Raw genomic sequence first — 18,557 nt, 5'->3', positions numbered from 1 at the left:
AATTTACACGGATTAATAAGGTTTTTGAATCTCACTCAAAAGAGAAAGCTATGAAGACAAAGCTTACATTAATGATAGAGCAATCCACTATTAAAAAGGCCAAAAAGTACGCTCAACAGAGAAGGAGAAGCCTTTCCAGCCTCATTCAGAATTACTTAAAAGCTTCATCTAATGATGAAGTTTCAGCTGAAGACGAATTTTCTCCAACTGTGAGTTTGTTAAAAGGTTCTTTTAAACAGACGCAAAAACTGGGTTATAAGGAAGAATTGGTTAATCGTTTATCCGAAAAATATCGGCGTTAGTTCTCTTCTTCCGATTTAGTACACAGCCCATACTTTGTGCTTTAATACAAAAAATCCAATTATGGGCCATAATACCCCACCCACAACTATCTCCAGTATTTTGGCTCGACACAGAAACTCTTTAAAATTTAAGGCTGACACTAAACATCTGGAGCCCCATTAGATATACGTTCTATGATCCTCCTCGCACGGCGAGTCATCTGACATCCAAAATACTAATATCGCCCGGCTCTTCAACTGAAGCCTCTCCTCTCACCACCACATAGGTATAAATCCAAACATTAAATTGACCTTTATGATAAAAATCATATCCCTTCTACCATTAATAGTGGTACTGATAAGCTGTGGCCCCAAATATGAAACCAAATACTTCAAAGCGATATCAGAGAACAAGCTCGACACCGCACTGTTGACATTACACATATCGGACGCAGGATTTTACGGAGATTACCAAATCAGATATGACGATAAATCCACAGACGATGGCACCGTTACCGGTAATATATCGGGCGATACCTTGTTGGGCAAATACAAATACCTTTCCAAAGATAACGTGAGGTCTATTGCCCCTATCGTCTTTTTGAAACAGGACGAAATACTGAAATTGGGTACCGGCACAGCAGGGACATATATGGGATTTCATGTGTACGCACGTGGCTCGATCGTGTTTAAGGATTCATTATTTCAGTTTCAACCCATCGGCCTGGAGGAACTGAATTCTCTTAAAAAATAAGAAGCAAAAGCTTCCACAGGAACTCTCTGAGAAGGCACTCTATAACAGAAACCTCCACCAATACCAGATCAGCGGAGGTTTTTGATTTTAGTTCAGGAAAAGTTACGGTTGATAAACTCCGTCGTAAGGATTCTGGTCAGAACTTACAAGATTTTTATTGCTATTGAATTCATTGACAGGGATCTGCAGAACGAATTGCCACGAACGTGCCGGAATCGTTACTTTCGCCGGATGGTCCCCGGTCCGGGTAAATCCTTTCTGTGTACGCTTCAGGTCAAACCAGGCTTTCCCTTCGGCATAAAGTTCTTTTCTTCTTTCGAGCAGAATACTTTCTACCAGTGCATTGCCGGTTGTATTCACACGCGTTGCCTTTCTGGCATCCTGCAATTGCCATAAAACGGTCTTTGCATCAGCTTCTTTTCCCTGGCGTGCAAGCGCCTCCGCTTCGATCAGATACATCTCCGCCGAACGCATCAGCACAACATCTCCGAAAAAGTCGTCCTGCGCTTCTCTGAATTTGTCAGAAGTCCAGTGGCCGTGATCGGTTCTGAACCAGAACTGGTTGCGTACATCACCAGCCTCAAAAAGGTTTTTGAATGCATCATTCACATAAAGAAAATCAAATGTCCAGCGCGTGCCTCTGGTCTGGTTCGCCCAGAGCGTAAACGGAGAGCCGTTGCCGAAATTTTGGGTAGAGGACTGATTGACACCCCACATCCACTCGCCCAAAGTCCAGTCATTAAACCCTGACTTAAACTGTGTTTCGGTCATCAGAGGAAAGTTGGTCTTCGCCGCTTTCGCCATCGCTTCCGCATTGGCCCAGTCCTCCATGGTCAGATACACCTCTGACAAAATACCCTGCGCCACAGGTAAGTTGATCTGGCTCTTATAATTACGGGAATAACCTCCCAGCAAATCAATCGCACCTTTCAGGTCATTGACGATATTGGTGTAAATCACAGACACCTTCTCGCGTGACTTACCCTCTGTGGTTCCGCCCACAGCATAGTAAGGTACTCCCGGCTGTTCTTTTGCGATGGAATAAGTCTGCTGATAGAAACGTACCAGATAAAAGTAGGCCCAGCCACGGATTGCCATCGCCTGCCCTTTGATATTGTTCTTCTGTGTTGCGCTTCCTTCTGCCCTGTCGATATTATCAAGAATAATGTTGACATTATTGATAATCGTGTAATAATAGGCCCACACATTGGAAGTCATCGCGCCATCTGCTCTGGTCGGGTTCGTATTGTAAGCATAATATACCTGCATCTGGCCCATTGAGTTACGCACGATCAGATCCTGCGCCATGATATCGAAGCCATTATTGTATTGCAGTATGGTACTGAATTCAATATCAGTACCACGCAGACGCATATAGTTATATACACCGTTGATCGCATTCTGCGCACCTGATACAGTTCTGAACAACAATTCATCAGAAATAGATGTTGAAGGACCTGTTTCCAGAAATTCATTGTCACAACCTGTCGATGCTACTGCCAGCATCGCGGTCATTCCATATATAAAAGCATTTTTAAATCTCATGATCTTAATATTTTACCTTGATAGTATCTCGATTTACAATGTAACCTGAAGTCCGAATGACCAGCTCTTACGGATAGAGCCTGCACCGCTTCCGTTTGTCCCGTTCGCCACTGTTCCATTCAGCCCTGTTTCAGGATCTGTTCCTCTTCTGGCTGCTGCTCCCCACGTTAATGGGTTAGTCGCCTGACCAAACACTTTGATGTTACCAACATACAGCTTCTGAGCTACAGTTTTAGGGATGTTGTATCCCAGTGATACGTTACGCAATCTGAGGAAACTGTTATCAAACAAATACTGAGAAGAAGCCACAGTGATGTTGTTTTGTGTAAACTCAGACAAACGTGGAATACGGGTATCTCTGTTTTCAGGAGTCCAGCGATCAAGGATATCAGTACTCATGTTAAAACCTCTTCTGTAACGCACCCCTTCAGCATAATCCTGATCGTACATTTTTCCACCTACACTGTAATAAAGCATTACTGAAAGATCAAAACCTTTATAGGTAAATGTGTTTGTCAGTGCACCGAACAGATCAGGCAGTGAACTTCCCTGGAAACGCTTCTGATCGTTGTTGCTTACTTCTGTATAAAGCTCAGTAGCTTCACGGCTGCCATCAGCGTTGTATTTCCACCAGGTATTGTTTCCGGTTTCAGGATTGACACCTGCCCAGTCTACAAGGAAGAATTCGTAACGCGACTTGCCCTCCACCATTTTGAAACGGCCGTCAATAATTTCAGCTTGAGGTAGGCGGGTAATCACATTTTTGTAGTGAGATGCATTTAAATCAATATCCCATGAGAATTCTTTATTTCTTACTACATAAGTACCCAGCTCTACCTCAATACCATTGTTCTTGATATCACCGATGTTTTCAGATATGCTGCTCAAACCTACCGAGGGTGCAAGTGGACGGCTGAAGATCAGATCCTTGGACTTTCTGCTGAACAAATCCACAGAACCATGCAAACGGCGGTTGAATAACTGAAAGTCAACCCCAAGATCTGTCTGCTCGTTACTTTCCCAGATCAGATTAGGTGTTGGCAACTTGGAAAGCAATACCCCAGCATCGTTGTAGTCATTGTACCCTGTGGCGTACAACCCCTGGTAGGCATAGTACCCAACAGTCGTAGACATCTGGTCATTTCCTACAGTACCATGGCTCGCTCTGATTTTCAGGTTATTCAGCCAGGTCGCTCCGGCCATAAAGTTTTCTGCTGACAGAATCCACGCTCCACCCACAGACCAGAAGTTACCCCAGCGGTTGGCTTTCGAGAAACGTGAAGAACCGTCCTTACGGAAAGAAGCAGACAAGTAGTATTTCTGATTGTAGTTATATTCAACTCTGGAAAGGTAGCTCATCAGGCGGTAGTTGTCTTCCGAGGAAGTTGAAGAAGACATCTGTGCTGCAGCACCCAGTTCATAGAGTCCACCCAGGGCGAAACGCTCTTTGGCTGCACTCAGGTAGTTGTAACGGGCACGGTACATTTCCTGACCTGCCAATACGTTGATATTGTGCTTGCCAAAATCCTTATCGAAAGTAACAAGATTGTTAATCGTGTAAGTAAAGCGGCGGTCCGACCAGCGTGACGACCACCCACCGTAGCCTGCTGTGGAAGTAAGGGTCGCAGACTGGTAGTTGTGTCCTCCACTAAGTTGAAAATCAGTACTGATACCACTGCGGAATTTTAGGAAAGGAAGAATCTGAATCTCTGCAAAATTCCGGGTCGACATGTTGTCATTCTGGTTAAAGCTGAAATGCCAGTCGTACGGATTCTTGTAATCTCCCACAAAAGCCGGGTTCCATCCTCTCCACTCCGTTCTTGTTGCATCACCGAAGTCAGGCAGCAGGTTTCCGTAAGGGTCACGTTTATAAGCATTGGCAGTATAATCCCATTCATATACAGGATAAACTGAAGGCATTACACGTGTAAACCGCGCTTCCACATTCGGATTCTGTTGTTTTGTATGCGTGTAGGTAAGGTTTGTTCCTACATTGAGCCATTTAGTCACCTGGGAATTCAGATTAGCCCTTCCGGTAAAACGTTCAAAGCCCTGTACTTTGAAACTTCCTTTGTCATTCAGATACGCTCCCGAAATGAAGTAAGAAGTTTTGTTGTCAGTTCCGGTAGCACCGCTGATATCCAGACTGTACTCCTGTCTGAGACGTGGCTTAAAATATTCTGTTAACCAGTCACCAGAGAAAAGCTGAACTGCGTCCGGCTTTAATTTACCGTCCAGTCCGATTGGTGTTGGTGTATTATAAATGTTTCTGTCACGGTTCTGGAAATACTCCTGAACAACGTTGTCGGTAGCATACTGCGCTGCGGCCTCTGCAGTCAATCCTCTGTCCATACGGCCATTTCTAAGCGATTCCCATGCAAGTTCCATCAATTGCTGTGGTTCCAGCTTATCAGGATAAGCCACAGCCATATCAGCATAGCCCCAGTTGCTTCTTACATTCACAGTCGGCTTACCCGCTTTTCCTTTTTTGGTGGTGATCACCAATACCCCGTTGGCAGCACGTGAACCATACAGGGTTGTAGCTGCGGCATCTTTTAAAACAGTCATGCTCTCAATATCATTCGGGTTAATTGAGTTCAGACTCCCGTCGTAAGGCATACCATCCAGAATATACAGAGGATTGTTACCGCCTCCTACTGAACTTAATCCACGAATCACGATCGTCGCATCACTTCCCGGGGCGCCGTTGGTGTTCAGCACCTGTACACCAGGACTTGTTCCCTGTAGTGACTGCGTAATGTTTGTGGGCTGAGTCGACATCAACCTCTCGCTGCTTACCACAGTGGCCGAGCCGGTAAATGCTTTTTTGTCAGACGTACCGTATGCAGCGTTGATCGTAACCTCCTGCAGTGAAGTGGCGTCTTCTGAAAGATAAATCTTATAATCTGTCCTGGAATCAATAGCGATGGTCTGCTTTACATAACCGATAAAGGAGATCGAAAGCGTTCCCTTGCCGGAAACCTGAAGAGAGAAAACGCCGTCAGAATTGGTCTGCGTACCTGAGCTCGTACCTTCCACCAAAACGGTAGCACCTGGTATGGGCTTATCATCATTTTTCCCGATCACCGTTCCGGTGATGGTCTTTGTTTGGGCCAGCACTACCTGGGCGAGCAGCAAACAGAACATTAAATAAACATACTTTCTCATACTGTATTTACTGTTTAAAGGATGAAAGTGGGGTTTAGAAATAGCATACAACAGACATGGACTGGCGCAACTGCACCACCCGAAACTAAAAAAGCAAACAATTGCAGGCATGCCCGTTCCGTTGTTACAGGAACAGCATGAATACATCATCCTGAATGCGAAACACGCAGGACGCTTCAGAGGAAACGATTCGGTTACGCGTCAATCAGCCTGATATCCGCAAACTGGAATAACATAACGGACACAGATATACGCAAAAATTAGCTTACTTTCAGATTGAGCAACGATTCATTTTTTATCACATCATAAACAAAAATTGTGGAGCGCTAAATAACATTTTTCAAATACCCATGGTAAGGCGATTCCGGTTTCGCTTTTACAATATTAGTGACATTGAAAGAGCATTTCTTTACCGATATTAACACAAAGAGTATCTTTTTTAACTTATTTTAAACTAATATTTGGCATAAATACATTATTACAATCATATATATCATCAAAGTTAGTTTATGTGGAATATTATATCAGATTTATACAATATTATTACTTTAACAAGAATAAAGTTTTGACACAACACAAGTATAGCAAATCTTCAAAATCAACAATTTTTATGCATGTAGTGAAAAATCACGTTTCAAAAACGAAGTGAAAGAGTATAAAAATTTCATTTTGCAGCAAAACAGGGTTACAAGCATTTTATACAAAACATACCCTTCTAACAAAATAGTACCATTTTATAGCAAGCGGCGGAATCAACATATAGTACCTGAAACTGTGCCCAAACTCCCTGAATAGCGTTGTTGCATCAGTCTGTCATTGCAAAAATCAAACAACATCCTGTTTTTTCATCCTGACCTGTCTTTTCCTGCTGACAGATATATATCTTTGCGATATATCCGACAATACATATCGAAACTGATGAGAAAAAAGCTACTATTTTTCATGCTGAGTGCCTGTTCAGCCACATTTGCCAATGCACAACAATCCACTGACACTTTAGCTGCCAACAGAACCTTCCAGTTGGGCGAAGTAACCATTTCGGGCTTGTCCGGCAAAGACAGTAGTTCAGTGCTGTCCTATCAGCGCATTGAAAAATTCAACCGCAACGATCTTTCCAATGCACTCAATATCCTTCCAGGCGTTAACATTGCCAATGTAGGTCCCCGAAACGAGTCGGTAGTATATGTACGCGGTTTCGACCTCAGACAAGTTCCTGTATTTATAGATGGTGTACCGGTATATGTTCCCTACGATGGCTACGTAGACATGGGCCGTTTCACGACTTTCGATCTGGCAGAAATTAATGTATCTAAAGGTTTTGCTTCCATATTATATGGTGCCAATACGATGGGTGGTGCTATTAACCTTGTATCCCGCAAGCCGGTCAGTAAATTCGAGATCAACGGACGTGCAGGTGTGTTCAGCGGAGAAGGTTACCGCTGGAACGTAAATGCCGGTTCGCGCTTTGGTAAATTCTTCTATCAGGCCGGCGCTTCTCAGTTGAAGCAGAAGACCTATCCGTTGTCGGCAGATTTTGTACCAAGGCGGTATCAGCAAACCGAAGATCGTGAAAATGCCTACAGGAACGATCTTAAGTTCAGTGTAAAAGCCGGATTCACCCCTAACGCTACCGATGAATACGTAATCGGTTATGTGAATCAGCAGGGTGAAAAAGGAACGCCTCCATATATAGGTGATGATACCAGGATCACGACCCGCTTCTGGAAATGGCCTAAATGGCATAAGCAGAGTCTTTACTTTATATCCAGCACAAATCTGACTGAAAAAAGCAAGATCAAGTCCCGGCTTTACTACGACACCTTTGTAAACCAACTTTTCAGCTACGACGATACTACCTACACGGCACAGACACGCGGGTATGCTTTTCAGAGTTTCTACAACGATTATACAGTGGGCGGAAACGCTGAATACGAATCCAGAGCTATTGCTAACAATGTATTCAAGCTCAACGTGCAGTACAAACGCGATATTCACAGAGAAAACGATCTGAACGAACCCCTACAAAACTACATTGACAATACACTTTCCATTGGTATTGAAAATACTTACCAGATCACACCTGCACTGGCTTTCATTCCAGGCGCCAGCTTCAACATGCGAAACAGCGACAAAGCGGAAGAATATAATGCAACGACAAAAGAAATTACCAATTTTGCTGACAGTAAAAACAATGCTTTCAATTTGCAAGCTGGTTTGTTCTGGGACATCAGTACCAATCATTCATTGAAAGGATCAGTTGCACGCAAGACCCGCTTCGCGACGATCAAAGACAGATATTCCTACCGCATGGGACAAGCCATCCCCAATCCTGACCTGCACGCAGAAACAGCTGTGAACCTGGACCTGAGTTACACCGGAAAAATTGCTCAGCGACTTGGTATCCAGGCAAGTATTTTCAATAGTGCTATCAATGACATCATCCAGCAGGTGGACAACGTACAACCTAACAGATTCCAGTTACAGAATGCAGGTAAAGCCCGTTTTTATGGAGCAGAAGCCGGATTGGATTACGCTTTGGCGAAAGGATTGAAAATAGGATCGAACTATTCATTTATCAAAAGAAAAAACATCAGCAACCCGAATATCCTTTTTACCAACGTACCCGAGCATAAGGTATTCGCCTACGCAGATTACACATTCCTGGGAAGAGCGAATGTTCTGGTCAGCTATGAACACAACAGCGACCGATACAGCACATCTTACGGCACGCAGGCAAAAGCTTACAGCCTTGTGAATGCCAAGGCAAGCGTGAAACTTTACAAAGGCATATCTGCCGAAGCAGGTATCAACAACATTTTCGATAAGAATTATAGTCTGGTGGAAGGCTTCCCCGAAGCAGGGCGCAACTTCTTTGTAAATTTGGTTTTCAGTCATTTCTAAAATGAATCAGAGCAAGGCAAAGAACAGTAATTTTCAAAAACCTGGACGGATCAAACTCGTCCTGGCTTTTGGCATTTTGCTCTTTTGTATAGTGATCCAAAGTTTCCGCCCGGCTGATGAGCCCATTCTGAAATATCCGGCCAATTTCGGTTCCCGGTTTACCATTCCGGCCGACAATCGAACGACCGTCGCCGGCGTTAAACTCGGGAGGTACCTGTTTTACGAAAAAGCCCTTTCTGCTGGCAACAAGCTATCCTGCGAGAGTTGCCATGAACAAAAACTGGCTTTTACTGATGGGCGCCGGGTCAGCATGGGCGTTGATGGCAACTTCACCAGCCGAAACGCGATGTCTCTGGCCAACTTGCTATGGGTCAGAAACTTCTTTTGGGACGGCCGCTCTTCGTCCCTTGAAGACCAGGCGCAGTTCCCTCTTACCGACCCGCACGAAATGGGACAATCGTTGTCTGAATCCGTTCAAAAAATCAGCAGAATTTCGGAATACCCTCCCCTGTTTGAGCAGGCATTCGGTACCAACCAAATTACAGAAACCAATATCCTGAAAGCCCTGGGACAATTCGAACGCACGCTGATCTCAGCCGGATCGGACTATGACAAGTACCTGGCAGGTCAGTATAAACCAACACCACAACAACTGAGAGGTATAGCATTGTTTGAAAATGCCCCGAATCCGACGACCGGCAAACGGGGTGCTAACTGTGCGCACTGCCACGGAACGCCAAAAATGTATAAAGAGCTATTTCACAACAATGGACTGGACGCTGTTCCCGCAGACCCTGGAAGAGAAAAACTGACCGGACAGGATACCGACCGGGGCAGGTTCCGGGTTCCTACATTGCGCAACATCATGCTCACAGCGCCTTACATGCACGACGGACGTTTCGCTACGATAGGACAAGTGCTGGATCATTACAGCGACCATATTCAACAAAGCCCTTCACTTAGTAGCTTTCTTCAGGATATTTCCAATGACAAGTATGGCACTACGCTTGCCCTCAAAACTGAAGAGAAAAAGGATATTATTGCCTTTCTTCAAATGCTTACAGACTCTTCCTTTATCAATAATCCTGCCTTTTCAAATCCGCACGCCAGACTTACATCTAACGGACAAGATTAGTAACTTCTGTAAACTGTAAAGCCTTTCCTGGTGCGGCAACCTGCACATTTGTCAGGATCAGATTATCGACATACTGAAATTCACCGGCCTGCTGCGCCTGCAGGACCACATTTTCAAGCAATACATTCTCTGCATGTGCCAGCGGCCAGCCCAGAAAAGCAATCGCCTTTTTCATATCCTTGGCTTTCACGTTCCGGATCGTGATGTTGCGGTACCTCGGGGTGGCCATCGCAAACGGAACCACTATTTTCTGCCATTCATCGACATAATCATCCCCATTCACTTTCCTGAGCGCATAGTCAATAGCTGTACCGCCATTTTTGATTTCCCAGCCATCGTGCGTGATATTCTCTACCACCCCTCCCCTTCCCGGCCGCGGTTTAAACTTGATGGCAGCGCTATTGCCATCCGCTTTACAATTTCGCACCAGTACGTTACGGACACCACCAGCGGTTTCTGTTCCCATAGAAACTCCGCCGTGCCCGGCTTTGAACAAACAGTTCTCTATCACCACATTTTCGGTAGGTATATTGACACGCAAGCCATCTGATCCCCGTCCGGATTTGACTGCAATACAATCATCGTCCACCGAAATGGTGCAATTGCTTACTAAAATATCCCGGCTCGAATCAATGTCTATGCCGTCCGTGCTGGCAGCTCGTTTTCCTTCCTCATTGATCGGATTGAATATATCAAGGCCATCAAGCACCACTGATTTACTGTAGCAGATATGCACCGTCCAAAACCCCGAATTCATCAGCTTCAGCCCTGAGATGCGCGAGTTGGTTACTTTATCAAAAAGCACAAGTCTGGGACGTGGTACATACCAGTCAATCAGATCGCCAGGAATCGTTTTAGAAAGTGTATCCCGTCTGCTCCAGTAATTTTCCCACCAATAGTATCCCGAGCCGTCGATAGTCCCCTCACCTTCCAGCACCACATTTTTAGCATCAATGGCATTGATAAAAGCAGACGGCCAGTCCATCTCAATTCCGGCAATACGGGTATTTTTTAAAACCGGATAGTTTTCAATACCTGACACTGCGCGTAGTTTAGCCCCTTTGTCAACACGAAGATGTACTTTGGATTTCAGGAAAATCGCACCTGATGAATACACACCTCCCGTCACAAGCACTGTACCGCCACCCAGGCGGAAGCATTCATCCACCGCCTTTTGAATCGAACTGGTATTAACCCGTACCGAATCGCCCACCGCACCGAATTTTCTAATATCCAGCACCCTGCCCGCAACAGAAGCTTTGTTTGAAGACTGGTTCTGTGCCAGCAAGCCCTCTGCTGTATAGGCCATTAACACGATAAACAATATATATTTCAATGCTTTTTTCATTGTTGGCCTGATATACTTTGTAGTTGCCTATGGTGACGGATTATGGGTGGGTTGACCCTGGGTTGGGGGAGGGAAACGGATAATCATTTTATCCGCATTGCTAAACTTACTACTTTCGGACTTCTAAACCTTAATTCCCCATGCCTACCCCACTCCACCAGCACATCAGCAAAATCCTGAATAACGATCCTGCATTTTCAGAGGAGATCAGTAGTAGCTTTAGGCGATTGAAGGTGAAGAAGAAAACGGTTCTTCTGAGCGAAGGCGATCCTTGCCGCTATATCTATTTTGTGGAGAGAGGATGTTTGAGGCTTTACTTTACCAAAGACAACGGGACACAGCAAACCACACAGTTCGCTCTGGAAAACTGGTGGTTGAGTGACTATACCGCATTTAACGCACAAACTACAGCCCAGTTTGCAATTGAAACGGTAGAGCAAAGCGAGGTTCTCTGTATCGACTCTCAGGGTTTGGAGAAACTATTTGCAGACCATCCCGCATTTGAAAAGTATTTCCGGCTTGTCCACCAGAGAGCTTCTGCAGCAGCACAAAACAGGATCCGTTTTCTGTACGAATTGACCAGGGAAGAAATGTATACCAATTTTATTACGAAGTACCCTGACTTCTGCCAACGTATCCCACAATATCTGCTAGCCTCCTTTCTGGGTATCACACCTGAGTATCTGAGTGAGATCAGGAGGAAGGCGACCAAGCCCGCGTGAGGGATAGTAGCGGAAAGCCCGCAGTGAGACGCGAGCGAGGACTTGCAGCAATATTGAGATAAATAAATCTGGTTGTTCATCGAAAATATCCAGCAACGCTGTGCCCGACCCACAGAGGCACTCCCTTTACTTACGCATTACCAGATACCTGCTGGCTTGCTTTCAGGTATTTCAGTGAGACCAGAACTAGGCTGCGATGGGAATGGGTCATGTATGATAGTAGTTTCATTTTAAAAACTAACTATCATACAATCGATTACATTTTAAATCAATTAATTTTCTTCGTCATCAGAAACAGCATCAGCGTGCGACTCAGCTTCATAACTGTCTGCGTATTTAATCTCTTCCAACCAATATGCTGAACTGACAATATCGTAAGTAACAGTAGTCTCGGTTTTTGAAACGACGTTCAGTTGCCATAGAATGTCCTTTGCTTCTTCAAACTTATCGTCTTTCAGCTGATCCGTAAACAAGCGGCTGATCAGACTCCGGTCCGACATACCGGCAGCAAGAATCCTTACTAAAGGAGCAGCGGGATGCTCATTAAAAATACTGATGTCTCCCTCAATCTCAACGGAGAAACGAACTGCCTCGGCACGCGGAAATTTTCCATTGTAAGCATCATAAAGCAACTGAGTGGATCTGAAAAGATCCGGATGCAAATGCAGCTCAGGATATTCTTCCCAAAGTTTTTCGCTCAGAATTTCATGCGACAGGTTTTGGATCTGTCCGTTTGTCAGCCGTCCGTCAATGGTATAATCCAAAACGATCTTTGCCGCTTCTTCAGGCTCAAAGTCGGTCAGCGACATCATACACATTTCCTTTATTTCAGCATCTGCAATCTCTGACGGATTATCATAATCCATCGCATTAAGCAGATTCAATAAATCATTCTTTTCCCAAGAGCCCGGCAATTCATGAATCTGCTCGAAGGACAAAATTTTAACTTTGTAGTTACTCATATTTTTTATTTGATTGAAGGTCTTTGTGATGAACTGTGATTTTACATCCGTTTACTTATCTTATTCATGCTGATCTGTCTTTGCATGTTCGATTTGAATCGCAGATCCTCATTCCCTGGCAATTTCATGTGTTTAGTCACCCGACCTTGTACACGCTCACGCCACATTCTGAAACTGCGGGGCCGCATTTCATTACGCATCATCGCTATCACCTGCTGTTCACTTAATAGAAACTGCGCCTTGATTGCCTCAAAAGGCGTCCTGTCTTCCCAGGCCATTTCAATGACCCGGTCAACGTCTTCCGGCGTTAATTTTTTATCGTTCTGCTTCATACTGATGAATATCTCTTGCTGGTGAACTGCCCGACGCATACAAGCGATCGGTATTACAACCTGTCTGTATAAGTGTATCAATATTATGCCATTGAACCTGATTGCCTCTGTGTTGTATACCGCATAACAATGCCGGAGTGTTATCAGGGACCAAAAATCAAAACGACTTGTACATAGAAAATGCCTGTTGATCTGGTCCAAAGGGCACCTTATTATCATATCTCGGGATTTCAGTCCAACAATATCACAACCATACCGAAATGAGGAGATTTTATTTTTTATCTAATAATCCGAAAGAGTAACTGCTGATTATCCCGATGATAAACGTAGATATCTTAAAATAGTCAGCAAAATTCCGGACATCAGATGGATCATATGCTGACCCGAACAATACATTGTAAGGTCATATCTGGCTAAAAACTAATCTGATTTCTACACTTTCTTAAACCAGCTTAAGATTTCCCAAACAGGCATCCACGACCTTTGTCATGTTAATTAAACAACACAAAAACAGAGAAAATCATGGAAAATCGATTTAATATGCAGCACGTACAACCAGAAGGATATAAGGCAATGTTTGGTCTGGAAGTTTATTTACAGAAAAGCGCACTGAGCAAAACACATAAGGAACTGATCAAACTGAGGGCATCCCAAATTAATGGCTGCGCGTACTGTCTGGATATGCACAGCAAAGATGCGATCAAACTGGGAGAAAGTATTCAGCGGATTGTACTGCTGGATGCCTGGAAGGAAACCAATCTGTATACCGAACAGGAGCGCATCGTACTGGAACTGACGGAAGCAGTGACGCTGATTCACCAGGGAGGAATCTCAGATGAGTTGTACCAAAAGGCGGAAGCTGCTCTTGGAAAGGAATATGTAGCGCAGGTGATTATGATGATCGTCACGATCAACGCCTGGAACCGTATTGCGATCAGTACACATTTGCAGCCGGGAGAATAAAGATCATTTACATTGATCAAAAAGAGGAAGCCACTTTTACGGGTCGCAGAAGTGGCTTTCTCTTTTCGTAGTATTTGAATTATTTCTTTGAAATAACAATCCCTTCGTAGTCTTCCAACCGGCTTAGATCCAGGGTCAGATAACCATCTTTCCAGGTATACTTCACAGGCTTCTTTGAATTCATAGCAAAGACTTTGGCCGGTTTGAAATCAGATTGAAGGGTAAACTTCAGATCCAGAACGGGAAGTGGCTCGAAATAGGTATTGCCACTGAAACCAGTCAGGTTCACCAGATGCAGCATCAAACCTTCCATTTGCCGTGTCTTCCGGTTTTCCGGCGTATTGCGTGCATATTCCTTCAGGATCACTTCCACCTTTGCAGGTGCGTTGGTCTGTACTAGCTTCCCAGCATCAGGCATCACGTGATCCAGCGCTTCCAGTAGTATGTTTTTGTGCTGCTCATAGCCATGCACAAAGTATAAACGTCCTACATTAATTGGCAATAGTGCCGCTTTGCTCTTCGCATGTTTCTTTACCCCCATCGCATAATAACCGGTAGGCTCATGCCCGCCAATGATCTCTGGCGGACCCGGACGACCGCTGCTCAGGATCGGGAAGAATTTCTCATCTGCCCCGCTGAAATTATAGAGTCCCAGATTGAACTTCCAGAACAACATCTTTTGCAGCGAAAATCTTTTGAATTCCTTTTGATCCGGCACCAGATAATTACCTGCACCGTCATTGTCCTTACTGACTACTTTGGCACCGAAGACCTCTGAGAGGAAAGAAGGATAAGCTGAAAACGAGCGGTTGGTGCCGATCAGGTTCGTTCCGCCGGCAGCCGCTTGTTTGAGTACTTCCAATGCCTCTTCTGAAAGGTTGGTTATTTCAGGAAAAATTATTGTTTTGTAGGCTTTGATACGTTCTGCAAGTTTGGCGATCTGGGTAAACTCAATCACATCGAACTGAATATGGGCCTCTTTCAGGATCAGCGATACGCCGCGGTACTCCTGCCCCTGCTCACCATGCACCCACGAACCGGGCGCTATCACCGCTACTTTGGCTACAGACTTGTAGTTGCCATAATAAGGCTCAAATTTTTTGTGGTGGGTATAAACTTTTCGGATCACATTGAAATTGCGTTCGTCTTCGTAACCACGGGTATCACCTGCCATGCTCAGATCGAGCCCCGAACCGTTGGCAATGTTTTCATACAATCGGATCTGTACCTCCATGGGTTCCACGGCATTGAACCTGGACTGGAAGGAGATTTGCTGAATTGAGGCGTTGCTGATGATATGGTCGGGATAGGAATTGCCAGCGTTCGATACGTTATCTGAAGCTGTATACGGCCAGTACGGTAACGATGTATTGTTCTGGGATTCGTGACGGATAATATCGACGTGCTTGTCCATATAGGTACAGATCGCGGTTTGCTTGTTTTTAGATTTCACAAGCTTATTCAACCGCTCAGACCACTGATCTACGGTAAACTTTTTGAACTCCATGTACTTTCTGAACACAGGGTCGGAGCCGTCTTCTTTTAATGGCAGCTTCAGCCCGTCGCTGTAGGCAGCAAAGCTCTTCTGATCATACACATTCTGGTCTATGCCATGGTATTTATCGGCATAGGAATTGCGTGTCTGATAACCGGGCATGTTCAGGAAAATGCCGTCTACGGGGTACAGATCCATAATCTCCTCAATGATGTTGAAAGCTTTCTCCTGTACGTAGGGCGCGTTAATCGAAACCACGTACATATCCGTATTGATCATACGTTCACCTTCCGGAGAAATATAACACCAGTCGGGATGTTGCTTGTATATACTTTCGTGCATCCGGCTGAAGTCCACCCTGACCATTACCTTAATGCCATTCTGATGACATTTTTTAACCACCTCTCCGAGCATATCTGGCTTCATGTGCGGATTGGTGTAATGAAAATCCAGTTTGGTAGGATAAAAAGCCATGATACCACCCGCGTTGATGATCAGTGTGTTGGCCGAAAAGGCAACCAGGTCCTTCACCAGAGAATCAGGATTCAGCGTAGCGGCTTCATAATCAGGAAGATTTGTCTGAATGACGCGGAGATTATTTTTACGCCACCATAATTCTTCTTCAGCAGAAGCTTTCTGGGACACGGCAGCCACGCTGGTAAGCAATAAGAGACAAAATGATAAAAAGGTTTTGAGCATAGGAATAGTAAAATTGGCAGCTAAGCTAAAAAATTGAAAAGGTCAGGGTTTAAAAACAGCATGGTCGGCGATTGCAATATCTTTCTCCACTTGCGGACGCATGAGCTCCCAGTGAAAAACCTGGAATTCGGGTCCGTAGTTTTGTGTCATCACATGCGGTGTGGGCAGGTATCTGTCTTTGGTAAAACGGATCACCTGGTCCCAATGATTCAGGCATTTCTGTAACAATATAACAGCTTGTTGCTTCTGTTGCGCGTCTCCGGTTCTGTAAAATGTTTTCAGCGCTACACCTGCTCTGAGTTTATCGGCAAAGTACAAGCCCAGATGCGCCCAGACAGCGACATCCTCCAACTCGGATTTAATTGCACTGGTGGCAGCTCCCGAACGAGGCATAAGCCCATCAACCAGTTCAAGCGCCCTTCGGCTGTCGTGCTCCGAAGAATCTGCCAGGGCAAGAGGTGTAATGACATCTTCGCCCACCACCTTCTTCATCAGCGCACTATCTACATAGTCAGCAATGGATAGCATCGCTGGATCGAGTGTGGGGTGATCCAGTAGGTCTGTAATAGAGATAAGTGGATTGGATCTGTCAAAATTCCCCTTCGCCTCAGCGGGCTCGGCTTCAATAAAACCTTCGCTGTACAGCGTGTAATCCCAGGTAGAACGGTAGAAAGATGCCAGCCGCAGCGGCATATTACCCGCAAGCCTGGTAGCTTCAAGCATTGGCTTCCCTACTCCACTTCCATATTTCAGCTCAAATGCATTTTCAAACTCTTTATCGCTGGTACTTGGATTATAGAGCAGCTTTCCCCATAACTTGTAAAACAGCCACTGCTTTTCGAATGCATATTGCCAGGTTTTCTCAGGTGAAGGCTTCTGAGAATAATCTGCGGCGGGGATATACCCTTCCGAGCCTATGAAATAGCCATTAACGTAATCCTTGCTATTAAACGCGATATGCTGACGGATAAAATCAGGCTGCCCCCAACGGAGAATGAAAAAGTCCTCATTTCTGACCATCCACTGAATGTTGTAATCTTTGGGTTTCGGACTCCAGAAACGTTCGTCGATTTTACCCGAATGGTAATCGTGCGAAATAGAAAGTTTGGGTGTGGAGTGTCCGTGCGACCAGTTGAACTTGATCTCGACCAGAGCCGGATCTTTTAAATCTGCTTTGGAGATCAGCTCTCTCATCGCCACGGGGTCGCCTGCCAGTACAGACCGGTGAATGAATTTCACCGGTCTTCTCGCAGCTTTCATACCTGCCACAAAAGTATCGTCAATCCAGTCCTCGCGCTGCTGCGGTGTAAGTTTGTCAGGAAAATTACCCATCCAGTCGGCCAGCGTTACACCGATTCCGGTAAGATCCTCGTACTCATCAATCAGTTGGGTGACCGATTCCTTTGTATATTTTTTAACCTGATCAGATAAATCACTGTATTCTTTACCGCCATAGGCTTTGACAAACTCAGGAGAGACAACCACATTCCAATTGATGATGTATGTCTGGATGCCCCGCTGCTTCGCCATGCTGAAAAGCTGTTTCCAGAAACCCTGCCACTCCTTCATTTCTGCATCGCTCAGCCCACTGGCAAGCGGGAAACTTTGCGAACGGATCATGTATGGAAATGGGTGGTTGTTCCATAAAGACAGTGCATTCAGTCGGTTTTCAGCCATCATATCCAGAAACTTCTCCCAGAATTTCAAATCACGGCAGGTCTGCAAATGAACTTCCGTTGCTTTGCTGACACGGTAGGGCGACCAGGGCAGATTGAACTTGACAATACGGTATTCGAATTTCGGATTGATACGTTTGGCTTCTACTTTGTCCAGACCACCATGTAGCTCCACATGTTCTGTCAGATCAAGCAAACCGTATTCAGCTCCGATTGCATCTTTGGAAAGAATGACTATTGACCGCTTGTCGCCGATGCGTTGTATGGCATATCCTTCAGGCTGAAGCCCTTCGAAATCTTTGGCAGAGACCCATTTCCGAAGCCTGCGGGGAATATTTCCCTTGTTTATAACCCACACCGACGGCAATTTCCCGGGGTTGACTTCCGATAGAATTTTGATACCTCTCCCTTTCCGGGCAAGTGCATCACTGAGTTTTCCGGCGGCGTAATGGACCGGCTGAAGGCTGCTGTCATAGGCCAGCGTGATTTGAGCAAACGCATCACACCGACCTATGGCCAACATAAACAATAAACAAACAATAAAAACTAGTGGCTTCATTTCAGACAGTAATCGGT

The 18,557-nt window shown here is 45.0% G+C and carries 13 protein-coding genes; 6 read left to right on the top strand and 7 right to left on the bottom strand.

The window, feature by feature from the left end; all coding sequences use genetic code 11:
- Positions 1-50 precede the first annotated feature (50 nt).
- Together DSL64_RS04455 and DSL64_RS04450 are read left to right on the top strand one after the other, a co-directional pair.
- Positions 51-302 carry a DUF6364 family protein gene (locus tag DSL64_RS04455; protein ID WP_115829587.1) on the top strand — a complete coding sequence of 84 codons (252 nt, stop codon included), beginning with the start codon at positions 51-53 and terminating at the stop codon, positions 300-302.
- 295 nt (positions 303-597) lie between these two features.
- On the top strand, positions 598-1,035 hold the full coding sequence (locus DSL64_RS04450; protein ID WP_115829441.1) for a hypothetical protein: 438 nt from the start codon (positions 598-600) through the stop codon (positions 1,033-1,035).
- Positions 1,036-1,137: 102 nt separating this feature from the next.
- Here the strand turns inward: DSL64_RS04450 and DSL64_RS04445 are convergent, their stop codons facing one another.
- Both DSL64_RS04445 and DSL64_RS04440 read right to left on the bottom strand, forming a co-directional pair.
- Complete coding sequence (locus DSL64_RS04445; protein WP_115829440.1) at positions 1,138-2,580, bottom strand: RagB/SusD family nutrient uptake outer membrane protein; 1,443 nt, start codon at positions 2,578-2,580, stop codon at positions 1,138-1,140.
- A gap of 33 nt (positions 2,581-2,613) precedes the next feature.
- A complete protein-coding gene (locus DSL64_RS04440; protein WP_115829439.1) occupies positions 2,614-5,748 on the bottom strand; it encodes a SusC/RagA family TonB-linked outer membrane protein in 3,135 nt (1,044 codons plus the stop codon).
- A gap of 918 nt (positions 5,749-6,666) precedes the next feature.
- Between DSL64_RS04440 and DSL64_RS04435 the strand changes: the two genes are divergently transcribed.
- Positions 6,667-8,649 carry a TonB-dependent receptor plug domain-containing protein gene (locus tag DSL64_RS04435; RefSeq protein ID WP_229216952.1) on the top strand — a complete coding sequence of 661 codons (1,983 nt, stop codon included), beginning with the start codon at positions 6,667-6,669 and terminating at the stop codon, positions 8,647-8,649.
- 1 nt (position 8,650) lies between these two features.
- Positions 8,651-9,784 (top strand): cytochrome-c peroxidase, encoded by a 1,134-nt coding sequence (locus DSL64_RS04430; RefSeq protein WP_115829438.1) that lies wholly within the window; start codon positions 8,651-8,653, stop codon positions 9,782-9,784.
- On the opposite strand, the gene DSL64_RS04425 is transcribed toward DSL64_RS04430, so the two are convergent.
- Positions 9,768-11,132: a glycoside hydrolase family 28 protein gene (locus tag DSL64_RS04425; protein WP_115829437.1), complete on the bottom strand. Its 1,365-nt coding sequence runs from the start codon at positions 11,130-11,132 to the stop codon at positions 9,768-9,770. The two genes, DSL64_RS04430 and DSL64_RS04425, sit on opposite strands and share 17 nt — an antisense overlap.
- 140 nt (positions 11,133-11,272) lie before the next feature.
- Here DSL64_RS04425 and DSL64_RS04420 point away from each other — a divergent pair, with 140 nt between their 5' ends.
- Positions 11,273-11,854 carry a Crp/Fnr family transcriptional regulator gene (locus DSL64_RS04420; protein WP_115829436.1) on the top strand — a complete coding sequence of 194 codons (582 nt, stop codon included), beginning with the start codon at positions 11,273-11,275 and terminating at the stop codon, positions 11,852-11,854.
- A 272-nt stretch (positions 11,855-12,126) separates the two neighbouring features.
- On the opposite strand, the gene DSL64_RS04415 is transcribed toward DSL64_RS04420, so the two are convergent.
- Both DSL64_RS04415 and DSL64_RS04410 read right to left on the bottom strand, forming a co-directional pair.
- Positions 12,127-12,816 (bottom strand): hypothetical protein, encoded by a 690-nt coding sequence (locus tag DSL64_RS04415; protein WP_115829435.1) that lies wholly within the window; start codon positions 12,814-12,816, stop codon positions 12,127-12,129.
- 41 nt (positions 12,817-12,857) lie between these two features.
- Positions 12,858-13,187 (bottom strand): TIGR03643 family protein, encoded by a 330-nt coding sequence (locus DSL64_RS04410; RefSeq protein ID WP_374755819.1) that lies wholly within the window; start codon positions 13,185-13,187, stop codon positions 12,858-12,860.
- A 483-nt stretch (positions 13,188-13,670) separates the two neighbouring features.
- On the opposite strand from DSL64_RS04410, the gene DSL64_RS04405 reads away from it, so the two are divergent.
- Positions 13,671-14,111 (top strand): carboxymuconolactone decarboxylase family protein, encoded by a 441-nt coding sequence (locus DSL64_RS04405; protein ID WP_115829434.1) that lies wholly within the window; start codon positions 13,671-13,673, stop codon positions 14,109-14,111.
- A 79-nt stretch (positions 14,112-14,190) separates the two neighbouring features.
- Here DSL64_RS04405 and DSL64_RS04400 read toward each other — a convergent pair whose 3' ends face one another.
- Both DSL64_RS04400 and DSL64_RS04395 read right to left on the bottom strand, forming a co-directional pair.
- The gene (locus DSL64_RS04400) at positions 14,191-16,305 is read right to left on the bottom strand and encodes an alpha-amylase family protein (protein ID WP_115829433.1); all 2,115 of its coding nucleotides are present in this window, start codon (positions 16,303-16,305) and stop codon (positions 14,191-14,193) included.
- 42 nt (positions 16,306-16,347) lie between these two features.
- Positions 16,348-18,540, bottom strand: coding sequence for a hypothetical protein (locus DSL64_RS04395; protein WP_147300332.1), 2,193 nt, complete (start codon positions 18,538-18,540; stop codon positions 16,348-16,350).
- Positions 18,541-18,557: the final 17 nt, after the last annotated feature.

It is taken from the genome of Dyadobacter luteus, assembly GCF_003383615.1.
Classification (GTDB): domain Bacteria; phylum Bacteroidota; class Bacteroidia; order Cytophagales; family Spirosomataceae; genus Dyadobacter; species Dyadobacter luteus.
Note: the sequence above shows the minus strand (reverse complement) of the source record. Positions and strands in the feature narration are given on the sequence as shown.